Raw genomic sequence first — 16,081 nt, forward strand, 5'->3', positions numbered from 1 at the left:
ATTAACCCAGCACCATCACTCCATCCGCCTCGACTTCGGCGCCGCGCGGCAATGCCGCCACACCGACCGCCGCTCGCGCAGGATAAGGCGCTACGAAATACTCGGCCATGATCTCGTTAACCTTGGCAAAATGGCTCAAGTCGGTGAGGAACACATTGAGTTTGACTATGTCCGCCAGACTGCCGCCGGAAGCCGTTGCCACCGCCCGCAGGTTCTGGAACACCTGATGAATCTGCGCGACAATACCGTCAGCCAGTTGCATGCTCGCCGGATTCAAGCCGATCTGCCCTGACAGGTAAACGGTATCGCCAACCTTGACTGCCTGCGAATAAGTGCCGATTGCTGCGGGTGCATCGGCAGTGCTGATAATTTGCCTGGTCATGAGCTAACCTTTTCAGAATAACAAAAAACAAATTGTCTCACACTGCCATCACCACTGCATCAATGCCGGCACTACTGTCAGCAGTGATGACTCGCATCGCTTCAGAACATGGCCCGGATGATATTCCACATGTGGCCGAACCAGCCCGCTTTCTCAACCGCCTGCAGCGACACCAGCGGCACGCGGGCAACTTCTTTGCCATCCGCACTCAGAATGAGCGAACCCACATGCTGGCCGCGTTTCAGCGGCAATGGCATTTGCTGGAACAGACTCACGCTGGATTTGAGTTGCGCATAGCGCCCGCGCGGCACCGTAACCCAGACATCACCCAGGCTACCGATGGTTATCGTGGCCGGACTTGCCTGATTATTCCGCACCGTACTGATAACCTGACCCGCACTGTATGCGCGTCGTGTCTCGAAAAAGCTGTAACCGTAATTGAGCAGCGCCTCGGCGGCCTTGGCGCTGCCTGTCCGCGAAGCAGAACCGAGCACTACGGCAAGCAAATGGCGGCCATTACGGGTAGCCGTTGCATCCAGGCAATATCCGGCCTCTTCGGTATGACCGGTTTTCATGCCGGTCACCGTAGCGTCGCTGAATACCAGCGGATTCCAGTTCGCTTGCGTGACTTTGTTATAAGTGAACGACTTCTCGCCGAAATAATGCAGGTACTGCGGAAACTGGCGAATAATATCTTCGGTCAGGATCGCAATGTCGCGGGCGCTGACACGATGGGTTGGCGTTGGCAAGCCATCCACATTATCGAAATGGCTATGCGTCATGCCCAGCTGGGCGGCAGTCATATTCATCATCTGCACGAAGCTGTCGGTATTACCGGCGATAGCTTCCGCCAGGGCCACGGCCGCATCGTTGCCGGACACCACCACCATCCCCTGAATCATCTGTTCCACGGTGGCGGGCAGACCGGGTTGCAAAAACATGGTCGAACCACCCGCCTTCCACGCGGCGACGCTGACCGGCACCACCTGATCGAGCTTGAGCCTGCCTTGTTGCAGCGCCTGCAAAGTCAGATACGCGGTCATCAGCTTGGTCAGACTGGCCGGCGGCACTTTCTGCTCGGCCTCGCGGGCGGCCAATACCTGTCCGGAAGCCGGATCCACCAGCACATAATTGCGTGCATCCACATCAGGTGCATCGGGGATAACCGGGAGGGGAACTGCTGCGGCACTGGTTTCCAGCAACACACCAAGGAAGAACGCGCCAATGACACGCGACAAAGACAATAACTGCATGAACAACTCCTGCAAAGGGATTAAACCAGCTATTCGTGTTAGCTGGCATGGGAATGGTAACGATATCAGACCCGCATGCAACGGCAGTCAAATCCCGGAGCCTCTCCTGATTTGAAGCAATCAAATACGCCTGCCCGATATCAGGCATTACGAAATATTCACAGTCCGCGATATGTAATAAGCACACCGCAGAAACGTACGGCAATACAGCCGTCATTCAATCCTTGTTCAACCACTTGAAAAACCAGTACATCAATATCATTGATATGATGAAACCTATCACATAACCGATATAAATCATCATTTTTCATTTCTCCACTGATGGCAATTGAGTATCTCCGGTTCTGGCGCACATTGACGCCATATGTCAGAGAATGTGTACCTGATTCCGTTCCCGGCTTGCGATAAAACAAGCCATTGGCGCACGCTTCCGGCCTGTCAATACAATCTTTATCCCGTATTTTACCCGTTCAGGCTGTCATCGCGATGACATATGCTTGCGCCAGCATCAATGCGGGTGCCGATGGTGAGCATCCGGAAAATGTGCATGCGTGTGCGATAACGGCTCATGCCGGTGCAAGTGGCTATGCCTGCCGTCCGCTGGCAACGGATAATCATGGGTGTGCTGGTGATGTTCATCATGCACATGCTCGTGCTCATGTTCCATGGCTTCGTGGTCATGGCTGTGCTCATGGCGTTCGGTCAAATGCAGCCAGACGCCCAACGCCATCAATAGCCCGGCAACGATTAACGGCAAGTTAAGCGGCTCGCCCATCAGCACGGCAAGCAGCGCACCGAAAAACGGCGCGACGGAAAAATACGCGCCGGTACGCGCCGTCCCCAGATAACGCAACGCGACCACGAACAGCGTCAGACTCACGCCATAAGCAAACAGTCCCACCACCATTGCCCCGGCTAGGGCAGGTAATGCAGGCATAACCGCCCCCAGCCAGAAAGCCAGCGTCAGGTTGACCGCGCCGGACATCAGGCCTTTCACCGCAGCGATCCAGGTTGCGTCGGTAAGCGACACCTTGCGCGTCAGATTATTGTCGACACCCCATGCCAGACATGCGCCCAGCACAGCCAGCATCGACCATAGCGGCACGACGCCCGCCTGTGCAGGCCAGCTCAGCACCAGCGCACCGGCGACGATCGCCAGCATGCCCAGCGCAATGCGCCGGTCAAAATTTTCCCTGAACACGAACCACGCCAGCAATGCGGTAAATACGCTTTCCGCATTCAGCAGCAATGAGACTCCAGCCGCCTCCATGCCGGCCAGCCCGGCCATCAGCAGCACCGGCGCAATGATCCCGCCAGCCAGTATCGCCCCGGCCAGCCAAGGCAATTCCCGGCGCGGCAGGTTAACAGCAGGCGCATGACTCAGATAGCGGTACAGTGTCAGGCCGACTCCGGAACCCAGATAGAGCAGGCCCGCCAACAGCCATGGATCAATCGCGCCCAGCAGCCATTTCGCCAGAGGCGTACCGGCGCCAAACAACAAGGCCGCGCCTAACGCAGGTACGACGCCAGGTCGTTGCAAACCTTCAATCCAGTTCATTTTTCTGTTTCCCAGTCATAGAGTTCAGCCATGCGCCTTCCCGGCGCTCGCCAAAGGCACACGCCACCTGATCAGCGCGACCTTCAGTGCATCATTGACGATCAAGCACGACGCCATTGCATAAACGAAAATCATCAATATCTGCGGCCACGGCAACGGCATCAGACCCGGCAAACCGACGAAAGTCAGCGCCGTACCGGTCAGCACATCCGCCGTCAGGGCGGCAACCAGCATTTTACCGGGCAGCGTCTTCCAGAACCAGCGCCGCTCGCGCACTGACACGATGGAGAATGCTGCCATATATAGCAAGGTCAGAAAGCTGAAGGTATGGAGTGCATTATCGTCGTTTGCCAGACCGAAATACACCCAGCCTGCCCATAGCAGCGCCAGCGACTCCACCACCATCGCGATGCCGAGCACCACCGCCACGACGACGAAACCACCGATCTGCCAGGTCTCAGGGTGAGCGGACGGGCGCACACGGTCGGCGGCGAGTGCAATCTTGGCAAAATCCGTCATGAATACCAGCAGTAGCATCGCAAAGGCGGAAACCACGAATCTGCCGGTCAGCACAAAGGCGATCGCCACGAATCCGGCCTTGAGTATGGTACGGCTGATCTTGTTGACGATCCACGTCAGAATGCGCTGATAGATGGCGCGACCCTGCTCGACCAGCGCCACGATATTGACCAGACCGGGTTCGGTCAGCACCACACTCGCAGCGCCCTTGGCGACGTCAGTCGCGCTGCTGACGGCAATGCCGACTTCCGCCTGACGCAATGCGGGTGCATCGTTGACCCCGTCACCGGTCATGCCGGTGACATGTCCGGCGGCTTGCAGGTGCTGCACCACGATGTATTTGTCTTCCGGATAGACTTCCGCGTAACCGTCAACGCCCGCCAGCAGGTCTGTCGATGCAGTATTTGCCCCGGCGCTCGCCGCCTTCAGATCGGCCACGCGCCGGATAGTGGTCAGCCCTACGCCTCGCGCGATCTCTTCGGCAATGACGAGCGCATCGCCAGTCAGCATTTTCACGGAAACGCCGAGCTCGCGCAGCTTGGCAATGAGCTGCCTAGCATCCGGTCGTGGCGGATCGTATAGAGTCAGCAGGCCAATTAACTGCGGCGTTCCGGATTCGGTACCTTGCGCTACCGCCAGCATGCGATAGCCTTTCAGCGAAGCGGCATGCGCCTTCGCCTCGAGCGCTTCCAGCGCCGCCGGCTGCAACGCACACAACTCGGCAACGGTGCGCGCTGCGCCTTTTATCACCCTCAAGCGCCGCCCCTGCCATTCGACAACGGCTTCCGTACGCCGGGTTTGTGCATCGAACGGCACAAAGGCGACAGGCGCAGCTGCCGTCATGCCGTCGAATACTTTGCGCTCTGCTGCGGCAGCGAGTACGGCCAGATCGATCGGATCCTGATTGGCGGCCTGCGATGCGAGCGCCGCCGCAATCAGCACATCGGATTCAGTAGCCTGCTCCAGCGGGATCACGCCGGTAACCGCCAGCCGATTCAGCGTGATCGTCCCGGTCTTGTCGACACAGAGCACATCCATGATCGCGGCATCCTCTGCCGCGCTCAGCCGCGTCACCAATACTCCGCGTTTTGCCAGCTCGCGCGCGCCGACCGCCATGCTGACGGTAAACATCACCGGCAAGGCCACCGGCACCGCACTCATCAGCAAGACCAGCATGAGCGGCACCATCTCCAGCAGCGACACCCCGCGCAACAGCGACATGATGACAACGACGGCCAATAACGCGCTCACGATGACAAACAGCCAGCGCACTACCTTGGACACCACTTTTTCGATATGCAGCTGCGGACGCGCGGTCTGCACCAGCTCGGTAGTGCGCCCGAAATAGGTTTTGACACCGGTCAGAATGACAACCCCAGTACCTTCGCCGTGGCGCACCAGCGATCCGGACGAAAGCACCTCCGCCACCGACTTGCTCACATCGCCGGATTCGCCGGTAAGCACCGATTGATCGAGACTCAACACCCCGTCCAGCAATTTGACATCGGCCGGGATGATATCGCCAGGGCGCATGCGGATAATGTCACCGGGAACCAGCTCGCGCGCAGGCAAGGCCTGCCAGCTCGCATCGCGCAACACGCGCGCCTGGACCTGCAAACGCTGCCGCAGACTGGCGACCACCCCGGCTGCGCGACGCTCCTGCATGAAACTCAGCACGGCATTGATCACCAGCAACGCGCCCACCACGATCAGATCCTCGTATTTTCCGAGTATGGCCGACAGCAGCATGATCAGCTCCAGCATCCATGCCGACACGCCCCAGAATTTGCCGAGGAATTTGAGCACGGGATGCGGCTTGCGCTCGCTCACTTCGTTATAGCCGTGCGCCTTGCGCCGCGCATCCACATCGGCATGCGCAAGCCCGACTTCGGCATCGACAGCCAGCGCAGCGAGCGTATCCGGCACGGAAGCGGAAGCGATATCCTTCACGCTGGCGTCAGCCGTCGCCATCCTGGAATGGGTCTCTGCGGATTGTGCTGTATTCATGACCACCCTCTCCTGACTCGCAAGGAATCAAAGCGTAATCAATCAAAATGAATTACTGCGATGCGCCGCGGTTATCCTTGTTGCGGTTTTTGACGCGCATGATACGCACGACTTCGGGCAGTCGCCGCAAGGCGCGCATGATGCGGGCCAGATGCATGCGCTGCTCGACTTGCAGGGTGAAATAGATCGTGGTGTACTGGCTGCCGTCTTCCTCTTCCATCGCCACATTGTCGATATTGGAACCTTCATCGGCGATCGCCGCCGCCAGTTTGGCGAGCACACCGCGCTGATTGAGGACGATGAGCTTGATGTTGACGTCGAACATCTTGGTCAGGCCGGGTTCCCATTCCACATCCAGCCACTTGTCCGGATCATCGCGATAATGCTTGATCGCGCTGCAATCATGGGTATGAATTACCAGGCCCTGATCCGATTTGATGAATGCGATAATCGGGTCGCCGGGGATGGGACTGCAGCATTTCGCCAGCTGCACGGCCACGCCCTCGGAGCCGCGGATCGCGATCACGCCATGCTGGCGCGGTGCCGGCAGACCCTGTTCCTGCATCATGAGCTGGCGGGCGACGACGATATTGAGGCGCTTGCCCAGACCGATATCGGTCAACACTTCTTCGCGGGTTTTGCCGGTCTCTTTATGCACGCGATCCCAGCAGCTCGGCTTGATCAGGGCGGGATCGGCACCCAGCGCACGAAAGGCCTGATTCAGCAGGCGCTCTCCCAGCACCACCGATTCTTCGGCATGCATGGTACGCAAATAATGACGGATGTGCGCACGTGCCTTGCCGGACACGACAAAATTAACCCACGCCGGGTTAGGCCTGGCATTAGGCGAGGTCACCACCTCCACCTGGTCACCGTTGCGCAGCAAGGTGCGCATCGGCATCAGCTCGCCGTTTACCTTGACTGCAGTGCAATGGTTACCCACGTCAGTGTGCACCGCGTAGGCGAAATCGACTGCTGTCGCGCCGCGTGGCAAAGACAGTATCTTGCCCTTCGGGGTAAATACGTACACTTCGTCCGGAAACAAATCGACCTTGATGTGTTCGAGGAATTCGGCAGAATCGCCGCCGCCTTCCTGTATCTCCAGCAACGACTGCAGCCATTGATGGGTTTTTTGCTGCACTTCGTTGATATTGGCGTCGCTGGATTTATACAGCCAGTGCGAAGCTACGCCTGCCTCGGCGATCTTGTGCATTTCGTGCGTGCGAATCTGGATCTCTATCGGCGTACCGAACGGGCCGAACAGCGTGGTGTGCAGGGACTGATAACCGTTGGCCTTGGGGATGGCGATATAGTCCTTGAATTTGCCGGGAATCGGTTTATACAGGCTATGCAGGCAGCCTAACGCGAGATAGCAGGAAGAGATGTCGTTGACCAGAACACGGAAACCGTAGATATCGAACACTTCCGAGAAAGCCAGCGACTTTTCCTGCATCTTCTTGTAAATGCTGTACAAATGCTTTTCGCGCCCGGTCACCATAGCCGAGACGCCTGCATCCCCCAGCTTATTGCTGATGGCCTCGCGCACCTTCTCCACCACTTCCTTGCGGTTGCCGCGCGCGGCCTTGACGGCTTGCGCCAATACCCGATAACGATTGGGGTAGAGATGATGAAAACTGAGATCGTCCAGTTCCTGATACAGGCTGTTCAGCCCCAGCCGATTGGCAATGGGGGCATAGATGTCGGCTGTTTCCTGGGCAATGCGCCGGCGCTTCTCCGGCGTCATCGAATCCAGCGTGCGCATGTTGTGCAAGCGATCCGCCAGCTTGATCAGAATGACCCGCACATCGCGGGCCATGGCCAGCAGCATTTTGCGAAAATTCTCGGCTTGCGCGTGCACCTCGGTCTGGAACTCGATCTTGTCGAGCTTGGAGACGCCATCGACCAATTCGGCGACCGGCTTGCCAAAGCGCTCCGCGATTTCTTCCTTGGTAGTGGGTGTATCCTCGACGACATCATGCAATAGCGCCGCCATCAGCGCTTGCGCATCCAGATGCCACTGCGCGAGTATCCCGGCCACTGCGACCGGATGAGATATGTATGCCTCGCCGCTTTTGCGGAATTGTCCGCTATGTGCGATGCGGCTGAACTCGAATGCAGCCTGTACCTGTGCGGCGTCTTCCGCCTTCAGATATTCCAGCTGCGGGCTAATTTCCTCGAGTTCAGGCATAACGTGACATCACAGATCAGGTACGACCGCGATTCAGAATTTCTCGTCCGACTTCGCCTGCAGCGATTTCCTTTAATGCCACCACGGTAGGTTTGTCGCGCCCGGCTTCGACCTTGGGCGTATGACCGTTGGCAAGCTGACGCGCACGGTAGGTTGCTGCCAGTGTGAGTTCAAAGCGATTGGGAATCTTGCCAATACAATCATCAACAGTAATACGAGCCATTTTAATTCCTAACTATTCAATGAGGTAAACAAAGCAGCGTGTCGCGCTTGCTGGATCGCAATACGCAAACGGTATGCACGAAACACGGCCAGCATATCTGCCAGTGCGGTATCGAAATCATCGTTAATGATAACATAGTCGAACTCGCCTACATGGCTTATATCCTCGCGCGCCGCTGCCAGCCGACATGCGACGACTTCCGCGCTGTCCTGACCGCGGCCGATCAACCGTTGCTGCAACACTTCCAGCGAAGGCGGCAGGATAAACACGCCAACCGCATCGGGAAACAGGCGGCGTACCTGAGCGGCGCCTTGCCAGTCGATTTCCAACAGCACATCGTCGCCAGCGGCTAGGGCATTGCGTATCCATTGCTCGGAGGTGCCGTAACGATTCCCGTATACTTCGGCGCTTTCCAGAAACTCGCCTGCCGCCAGCATCTGCATGAATTTCGGCATATCGACAAAGTGGTAATCGCGTCCGTTTTCCTCCCCCGGCCGTGGCGCACGTGTCGTGTATGAGATAGACAAACGCACGAGCGTATCACGCGCCAGCAAGGCACGCACCAAACTGGTTTTGCCGGCGCCCGACGGTGCAGTTAAAATAAACAGATTCCCGGTCACATTATTTTCCTTTACTATGTCCAATTCGACCAGCACCCCTGATTCGCCATGCATAGGCTATTGCTCATGCAGCTTGGGAGATGCCGTCTGCAAAGGTTGCGGACGCACCCAGACCGAGGTAGATCAATGGCTGTTTTACACCAATGAACAAAAGCTGGCGGTATGGAATCGCATCAATGGCCTGAATACCATCAGAACCCGGGCAAAATCCGGCTAAAACGCACCTATCCCCGCGCGCCGAAACGAATACATGCCGTCCAATTTAGCGTGGGATGATACCGCAATTTCAACAGAATCATAAAATCCGATGGCTGCGCCGGTACAATCCCAAATACATATTGAAATAATGGAACCTAGCTGTATCTTCCCGAGTCAGTCATCCTGACTCTCCAACGAAAGGATGTATATGAAATTCGCAAAAACAATCTTGGCATTCTCATTGGCGGCAGCGATGGCCGCGGCTTTACCTGCGCGCGCCGGCGACGATGACGGGTTCGCACCGGGCGGCACGGCGATCGACCATCATACCCAGCAATTCTCCAATCTTAAAATCGTGATGGACCTGAAGGCGGAAAATCCAGCCAGCGTCGGCTTTGGCGCGACAGTCGCATCACGCATCCTCCAACACCCCGGCGCGAAGCTGGTAGTCATCATTGAAGGGCCCGGCATTGCCGTATTCGCGAAAAAGAACTATCTCGATCATCAAGGCATAGTCGATAACTGGGTAGATCTGGCGAAAAAAGGTGTGCGCATTGAATATTGCGGCAATTCGGTACGCGGTGCCGGTCTGAAACCGGCGGATATGGCAGGCCTCAGTACCAAGAACCCGGCTATCGTCAATGCAGGCGCATATCCTACCCTCGCTCATTACGAGTCACAAGGTTATAACCCGGTCGTTACCACGCTACTGGAAAAATAATCCTGCCCGATCCGGCCGCCATCATAGGCGACCGGATTACGATTGATTTGGCGCCAGCGCGCTATTCGATATTCTGCACCTGCTCGCGCATCTGCTCGATCAGCACTTTCAGCTCCATCGCCACTTGCGTGGTTTCCACGCTCACCGATTTCGAGCCCAGCGTATTGGCTTCGCGGTTCAGCTCTTGCATCATGAAATCCAGGCGCTTGCCGACGGCGCCGCCTTTTTTCAGAATCCCGCGCACAGCCTGGATATGCACTTGCAGCCGTAACAACTCCTCATCGACGTCTATCTTCTGTGCGAACAGGCCGACTTCTTGCGGAATGCGCTCATCCTCGGCGTTACCGATCAATTCCGCAAAACGCTGAGTGAGCTTTTGCTGATACGCCGCGATCAGGGTCGGCAGATGCGGCTTGAGCTGATCGATTTGCAGCTGCATCCGGTCCAGGCGTTCAATAATATGCTCGGTCAGTTTTTCACCTTCACGCTGGCGGCTTGCCTGAAATTCCAGCAACGCCTGCTCCAGCAATTCCAGACAAGGGCCTTGCCAGTCCTGCTGGCCATATTCGGACAGCAGCATCCCCGGCCAACGCAACACATCTGCCACATTTAATGGCGCCACATGCTCCAGCCGCTGACCGATTTGCTGTGCCAGCTGCGCCAGCTGATCCAGCAACGCCATATTTAATTGCGCGCCGGTTTCCAGCGCATTGGCGGCGCTCAACGCAATCCGGCATTCCACTTTGCCGCGCACCACTTGCTGGCTGATGCGCTCGCGCAATGCCGGCTCGACGCCGCGAAACTCATCGCCGGCACGAAAATGCTGTTCCAGATACCTGGAATTAACTGCGCGCAGATCAAGACTCAATACCTGCCCAAAATACTTGCCGGTCACGGCCGCATATCCTGTCATGCTAGAAATCACAAATCGTCCTTTACTTTATGTCGGTTTATCCCGAAAATTACAGCTTGGTTATTACACAAGCTTGGTTCATGTCCGTCCAATCCAATTATGCACTGCCAAACGGCTATCAGCTCATGGATTACCGCATTGTCCGAAAAATCGGCGGGGCGGCTTTAGCCTGGTTTATCTGGCCTACGATGCCAATGACCAGGCCGTTGCAATCAAGGAATACCTGCCCGGCAGCCTGGTCAAACGCGGTGACAACGATCTGGTTGTCCCCATTACCGAAAGCAATCTTAATTCTTTCCGCTACGGCATGCGCTTCTTTTTTGAAGAAGGCCGCTCGCTGGCGCGCATTTTGCACCCGAATGTTGTGCGCGTCGAAAACTTCTTTCGGGCCAACGATACCGTTTATATGGTGATGCGCTACGAACGCGGCAAAACCCTGCAGGAATTCATTCGTTCCCATCGCGGCGATATCCGCGAAAGTTTCCTGCGCCGTGTGTTTGCCGAGCTGCTCAATGGCTTGCGAGAAGTGCATACGCAGAAACTACTGCATCTGGATATCAAACCTTCCAATATCTACATCCGCATGGACGGCTCCCCGGTACTGATCGATTTCGGCGCAGCCCGGCAAACGCTCACTACCGAGCAGCCCAAGCTGATGACCATGTACACCCCCGGATTTGCTGCGCCGGAACAGTATACCGACCCCACCCTGCTCGGCCCCTGGACCGACATTTACAGCATCGGCGCCACCATGTATGCGTGCCTCGCGGGGGGCGCTCCGGTAGCTGCGGATGCGCGGCTGACCAATGACAAGCTGATACCCGCCTCCAAGGCATGGCAAGGCAAATATTCTGCCGAAATGCTAGCGATCATTGATGCCTGTCTGAAACTGGATCACCTGGAACGTCCGCAAAGCGTGTTCGCGTTGCAAAAGGCGATTATGGAAACCACCGATCTGGCCATCAAGCCGCCAAGCCTGCTCGAAAACATCCGTAACACGCTGTATAAAGATATTTTCTAAATCTTAACCACGAGCAAACCACATGCGCTTTTCTATCTATCAATCCAGCCGCCAGGGCGGGCGTCGCTACAATCAGGATCGTATCGCCTACTCGTATAGCCGGGATGCGTTATTGATGGTTATCGCAGATGGCATGGGCGGACACCTGCATGGAGAAATCGCTGCACAGATTACCGTGAAGACGCTGGCAGAAACATTCCAGCGTCATACCCGTCCCAAACTCCGTGATCCCGCAAGCTTCCTGCATGGTGCAATTCAGCGTGCGCACGATGCCATCAATGAATATACCCGCAAGGAAAAGCTGCCGGATGCCCCTCACACCACTTGCGTGGCCTGCGTGATACAGGATGATACGGTGTGGTGGGCGCATGCCGGCGATTCGCGTCTCTATCTGTTTAGCGATCATGGCCTGGTCACTCGCACTCACGACCACTCCACTGTGCAACAGCTATGCGATGACGGGCTGATTACCGAAGAAGACATGAAAACGCATCCCGACCGCAACAAAGTCTACAATTGTCTGGGCGGCTATCTGGTACCGGAGATCGAAATGTCACGGCCCATGCCTTTGTCGGAACAGGATACGATACTGATGTGTACCGACGGCCTGTGGGGCATGCTGACCACGGAACAGATGGCAACGACGCTGCGCACTTTTCCGCTGGCGCGCGCCATCGAGTTCCTCATGGATCATGCCGAATTGCGTGCGGGACGCCATGGCGACAACCTTTCCGTCATCGCGATGACCTGGGAATCGCACGATGCCAACGACAGTCAAACTGTATCCACTGTCGCCATGCCCCTCAATACCTTTACCACCAAGATGGATGAATTCACTCCCAGCCCGGCAGACCTGGCCGAAGACGAAGTAGAGCGCGCCATTGCCGAAATTCAAAACACCATCAAGAAATTCTCTGAAAACAATCGTTAAGGATCAACATGCGCCCCAGCCAACGCCCAGCCAGCCAATTACGTGATATCGAGATTATCCGGCATTACACCAAACACGCAGAAGGCTCGGTCTTGATCCGTTGCGGCGACACGCAAGTCATCTGCACCGCCAGCATAGAAGAAAAAGTACCCGGCTTTCTCAAGGGCAAGAATCAGGGCTGGCTGACCGCCGAATATGGCATGCTTCCCCGCTCCACCGGCACACGCATGGACAGGGAGGCGGCGCGCGGCAAACAATCCGGCCGCACCCAGGAGATTCAGCGTCTGATTGGACGTTCCCTGCGCGCAGCAGTCGACCTTGGCACACTGGGCGAACGCACGCTGCACATCGACTGCGACGTCATCCAGGCTGATGGCGGCACGCGTACCGCTTCCATCACAGGTGCCTTTGTAGCGACTCACGATGCAATCAATACGCTATTGCACAATGGTTTGCTCGCCGCTTCACCGATACGCGACTTTGTTGCGGCGATTTCGGTCGGCATCTATCAAGGCACGCCGGTACTGGATCTGGACTATGCCGAAGATTCGGCTTGCGATACCGACATGAACGTGGTCATGACCGGTAGCGGCGGCCTGATCGAAGTCCAGGGTACCGCGGAAGGCGCCACTTTTAGCCGCGAAGAATTCAACGCCATGCTTGACCTCGCCGATCAGGGCATCCGCCAGCTTATCGGCATTCAACATTCGGCACTGAACGCCTGATGCCGCATACCGTCGTCATTGCCAGCAATAATGCCGGAAAATTGCGCGAGATTAACCGGCTACTATCCCCGCTCGGATTTAATGTGACGCCACAGTCACAATACAACATTCCCGAAGCGGAGGAACCGCATCCGACTTTTATTGAAAACTGCATTGCCAAGGCGCGTCATGCGGCCAGACTTACCGGCCTGGCTGCGATTGCGGACGACTCCGGCATCTGCGTTACGGCACTGGGCGGTGCGCCAGGCGTACACTCGGCCCGTTATGCCGGCGATCCGAAATCAGACCAGCGCAACAATGCCAAGCTGGTGGCCGCCCTGGCCGGCATTGCTCAACGCGATGCCTATTACTACTGTGTCATGGTGTATTTGCGCGATGCCGATGATCCGCAGCCACTGATCGCCGAAGGTCGCTGGCACGGTGAAATTATTGACGATGCGCGCGGTAGCGATGGCTTTGGCTACGACCCGCACTTTTTCATCCCGGAACTTGGCAAGACCGCTGCTGAACTGAACGCCAAAGAAAAGGATGCCTTGAGTCATCGTGGACAGGCGCTGGCCCATCTCATCGAACAACTCAGCCAGGCCAGCTAACCATGCCATTGCAATATAATCTCTCGGCATTACCCCCGCTATCGTTGTATATCCATATTCCCTGGTGCGTCAAAAAATGTCCCTATTGCGACTTTAACTCGCATACCGCACGCGAAGCCATTCCTGAGCAGCGCTATATCGAAGCACTCAGCCGCGATCTGGAAAGCGCGCTACCCCTGATCTGGGGACGAAACATACACAGCATTTTCTTTGGCGGCGGCACGCCCAGCCTATTCTCTTCCGAAGGAATCGATAACATTCTGGCCACGGTACGCAGTCTGATCAAACTGGACTTCTTCGCCGAAGTCACGCTGGAAGCCAATCCCGGCACAGTCGAAGCAGAAAAATTCCGCGAATTCAAATCAGCCGGTATCAATCGCCTGTCGCTGGGCATACAGAGTTTTAATCCTGAACATTTGCAGAGGCTGGGACGAATTCATAACGACAAGGAAGCCCATCGTGCCGTAGAAATCGCCGCATCGACCTTTGACAATTACAATCTGGATTTGATGTATGCGCTACCCGATCAGTCTTTGCTGCAAGCGCGGGAGGATATAAATACCGCCCTGCACTATGCACCGCCGCATTTGTCCTGCTACCACCTGACACTGGAACCCAATACGCCCTTCCATAACCAGCCACCCAACTTGCCTGACGATGATTTATCTGCCGACATGCAAGTCATGATTGAGAGCACACTGGCAGACGCAGGTTACCAGCACTACGAGACCTCCGCCTTCGCGCAGCCATTGCGCATGGCGCGCCATAACCTCAATTACTGGCAATTCGGGGACTATCTGGGTATAGGCGCAGGCGCTCATAGCAAACTGTCGTTTCATGACCGCCTTATTCGCCAGATGCGGCATAAGCATCCTCGCGAATACATGGAACATACTCTTTCAGGCAACCCGATACAGACCGAAAATCAGGTTACCCGACACGAGCGGGCTTTCGAATTCATGATGAATGCCCTGCGCCTGACCCAAGGCTTTGACATCAGCCTGTTCAGCGAGAGGACTGGCTTGCCCATCACTGCAATACAAGACAATCTGAACCGAGCAGAACAGCAAGGTTTAATCACGCGCGACCATCTGCACATTACACCTACTGCGATGGGACAGCGCTTCCTCAATGACTTGCTTGGATTATTCCTGCCCGCCAAATGACGACGCCACCACAATTCGAACGTACTGAAATCCTGATCGGAACCGCAGGCATCGAACTTCTCGCAAGCAAGCATGTATTTGTTGCCGGACTGGGCGGCGTAGGCTCATATTGTGCAGAGGCACTGGCCCGCGCCGGTATCGGCAAACTCACGCTGGTCGATCATGATCGCGTCGCGCCCAGCAACATCAATCGCCAGCTTCCTGCGTTATTGTCCACGATTGGCGCATCCAAAATTGACTTGATGCGGGAACGCATCCTCAATATCAACCCGAATTGCCGACTCGCTACTCATCAGATTTTTTTAACCACAGAAAATATGACCGAGTATGTGCCACAAGACGCTGATTACGTGATTGACTGTATCGATTCACTCAACTGCAAAGTCGCACTGGTTGCCACCAGCGTGCAACGGGGATTGAATGTGGCTTCCAGCATGGGTGCCGGCAACCGGCTGGATCCGTCCAGAATCAAACTGGCCGACATCAGCAACACCGAAATGTGCCCATTAGCCCGCATCATGCGTAAACGTTTGCACAAACTGGATATCCGCAAAGGCATACTGACGGTCTATTCCGACGAGCCCCCCTCACGGCCGCTGCCGCCGGTTGCGGTAGACGGGCCCGGCCGGGCGCGCGCCGTCAACGGCACGATCAGCTACATGCCACCGCTGTTCGGCCTGATGCTGGCAGGCGAAGTAATCCGCAGACTGTTGCAGCCGTTCGCCGTACGTTAAATCCGGGATTGGGCAGGTGGTGATGCCAATTTCTGGCAATAAAAAACCCCCATGGCGTAAGCCCTGGGGGTTTCTGGAATGGGTGTCTGACGATGACCTACTTTCACATGGGTAATCCACACTATCATCGGCGCGGTCCCGTTTCACGGCCCTGTTCGGGATGGGAAGGGGTGGTTCCAGGACGCTATGGTCGTCAGACGTAAACGGTTGGGCATGTCACAGATTTTATGTCTTATGACATGCGCCTTATTCGGAAGAAGTAAAGTTCTGGTTTGCGTGTTATACACGCATGTTTCAATTGTATCGCGCTTTATTAACCCAACCTGCTA

General features: G+C 56.3%; 15 protein-coding genes, 1 rRNA gene and 1 pseudogene. 8 read left to right on the forward strand and 9 right to left on the reverse strand.

All coding sequences use genetic code 11. From position 1 onward, the window contains the following. Position 1: 1 nt before the first annotated feature. The 7 genes from CAP31_RS13500 to gmk form a co-directional block, all read right to left on the reverse strand. The gene (locus tag CAP31_RS13500; RefSeq protein WP_087448018.1) at positions 2-382 is read right to left on the reverse strand and encodes a RidA family protein; all 381 of its coding nucleotides are present in this window, start codon (positions 380-382) and stop codon (positions 2-4) included. Between the two features lie 101 nt (positions 383-483). After that, positions 484-1,635 (reverse strand): D-alanyl-D-alanine carboxypeptidase family protein, encoded by a 1,152-nt coding sequence (locus tag CAP31_RS13505; RefSeq protein WP_087448019.1) that lies wholly within the window; start codon positions 1,633-1,635, stop codon positions 484-486. A gap of 508 nt (positions 1,636-2,143) precedes the next feature. Beyond that, the gene (locus CAP31_RS13510; RefSeq protein WP_087448020.1) at positions 2,144-3,193 is read right to left on the reverse strand and encodes a DMT family transporter; all 1,050 of its coding nucleotides are present in this window, start codon (positions 3,191-3,193) and stop codon (positions 2,144-2,146) included. A gap of 24 nt (positions 3,194-3,217) precedes the next feature. Continuing rightward, positions 3,218-5,719 carry a plasma-membrane proton-efflux P-type ATPase gene (locus CAP31_RS13515; protein WP_223247290.1) on the reverse strand — a complete coding sequence of 834 codons (2,502 nt, stop codon included), beginning with the start codon at positions 5,717-5,719 and terminating at the stop codon, positions 3,218-3,220. 52 nt (positions 5,720-5,771) lie between these two features. Next, positions 5,772-7,907: a bifunctional (p)ppGpp synthetase/guanosine-3',5'-bis(diphosphate) 3'-pyrophosphohydrolase gene (locus tag CAP31_RS13520; RefSeq protein WP_087448021.1), complete on the reverse strand. Its 2,136-nt coding sequence runs from the start codon at positions 7,905-7,907 to the stop codon at positions 5,772-5,774. 16 nt (positions 7,908-7,923) lie between these two features. Next, positions 7,924-8,130: a DNA-directed RNA polymerase subunit omega gene (gene rpoZ / locus CAP31_RS13525; protein WP_087448022.1), complete on the reverse strand. Its 207-nt coding sequence runs from the start codon at positions 8,128-8,130 to the stop codon at positions 7,924-7,926. A gap of 8 nt (positions 8,131-8,138) precedes the next feature. Continuing rightward, positions 8,139-8,804, reverse strand: a complete 666-nt coding sequence (gene gmk / locus CAP31_RS13530) for a guanylate kinase (RefSeq protein WP_223247291.1) — start codon at positions 8,802-8,804, stop codon at positions 8,139-8,141. Here gmk and CAP31_RS15335 point away from each other — a divergent pair. Both CAP31_RS15335 and CAP31_RS13540 read left to right on the forward strand, forming a co-directional pair. Then, on the forward strand, positions 8,767-8,967 hold the full coding sequence (locus tag CAP31_RS15335; protein WP_087448024.1) for a DUF1289 domain-containing protein: 201 nt from the start codon (positions 8,767-8,769) through the stop codon (positions 8,965-8,967). The two genes, gmk and CAP31_RS15335, sit on opposite strands and share 38 nt — an antisense overlap. Positions 8,968-9,156: 189 nt before the next feature. Next, the gene (locus CAP31_RS13540) at positions 9,157-9,669 is read left to right on the forward strand and encodes a DsrE family protein (protein ID WP_157662760.1); all 513 of its coding nucleotides are present in this window, start codon (positions 9,157-9,159) and stop codon (positions 9,667-9,669) included. A 61-nt stretch (positions 9,670-9,730) separates the two neighbouring features. On the opposite strand, the gene CAP31_RS13545 is transcribed toward CAP31_RS13540, so the two are convergent. Further along, complete coding sequence (locus CAP31_RS13545) at positions 9,731-10,582, reverse strand: YicC/YloC family endoribonuclease (protein ID WP_255377115.1); 852 nt, start codon at positions 10,580-10,582, stop codon at positions 9,731-9,733. 80 nt (positions 10,583-10,662) lie between these two features. On the opposite strand from CAP31_RS13545, the pseudogene CAP31_RS13550 reads away from it, so the two are divergent. The 6 genes and pseudogenes from CAP31_RS13550 to CAP31_RS13575 all read left to right on the forward strand — a co-directional run bounded on the left by CAP31_RS13550 (position 10,663) and on the right by CAP31_RS13575 (position 15,752). Continuing rightward, positions 10,663-11,603: pseudogene (locus tag CAP31_RS13550) on the forward strand (serine/threonine protein kinase). Positions 11,604-11,625: 22 nt separating this feature from the next. Beyond that, complete coding sequence (locus CAP31_RS13555; protein WP_087448027.1) at positions 11,626-12,534, forward strand: PP2C family serine/threonine-protein phosphatase; 909 nt, start codon at positions 11,626-11,628, stop codon at positions 12,532-12,534. 8 nt (positions 12,535-12,542) lie between these two features. Next, positions 12,543-13,259, forward strand: coding sequence for a ribonuclease PH (gene rph, locus CAP31_RS13560; RefSeq protein ID WP_087448028.1), 717 nt, complete (start codon positions 12,543-12,545; stop codon positions 13,257-13,259). Further along, positions 13,259-13,852, forward strand: coding sequence for an RdgB/HAM1 family non-canonical purine NTP pyrophosphatase (gene rdgB, locus CAP31_RS13565; protein ID WP_087448029.1), 594 nt, complete (start codon positions 13,259-13,261; stop codon positions 13,850-13,852). The genes rph and rdgB overlap by 1 nt, the downstream gene beginning before the upstream one ends. Before the next feature lie 2 nt (positions 13,853-13,854). Continuing rightward, entirely contained in the window at positions 13,855-15,018 is a 1,164-nt protein-coding gene (gene hemW / locus CAP31_RS13570) for a radical SAM family heme chaperone HemW (RefSeq protein WP_087448030.1), read from the forward strand. Beyond that, a complete protein-coding gene (locus CAP31_RS13575; RefSeq protein WP_087448031.1) occupies positions 15,015-15,752 on the forward strand; it encodes a ThiF family adenylyltransferase in 738 nt (245 codons plus the stop codon). The genes hemW and CAP31_RS13575 overlap by 4 nt, the downstream gene beginning before the upstream one ends. Before the next feature lie 84 nt (positions 15,753-15,836). Here CAP31_RS13575 and rrf read toward each other — a convergent pair. Then, a 5S ribosomal RNA gene (rrf, locus tag CAP31_RS13580) occupies positions 15,837-15,950 on the reverse strand. Between the last annotated feature and the right edge of the window lie 131 nt (positions 15,951-16,081).

Origin of the sequence: Sulfuriferula sp. AH1 (genome assembly GCF_002162035.1) — a bacterium.
GTDB lineage: Bacteria > Pseudomonadota > Gammaproteobacteria > Burkholderiales > Sulfuriferulaceae > Sulfuriferula.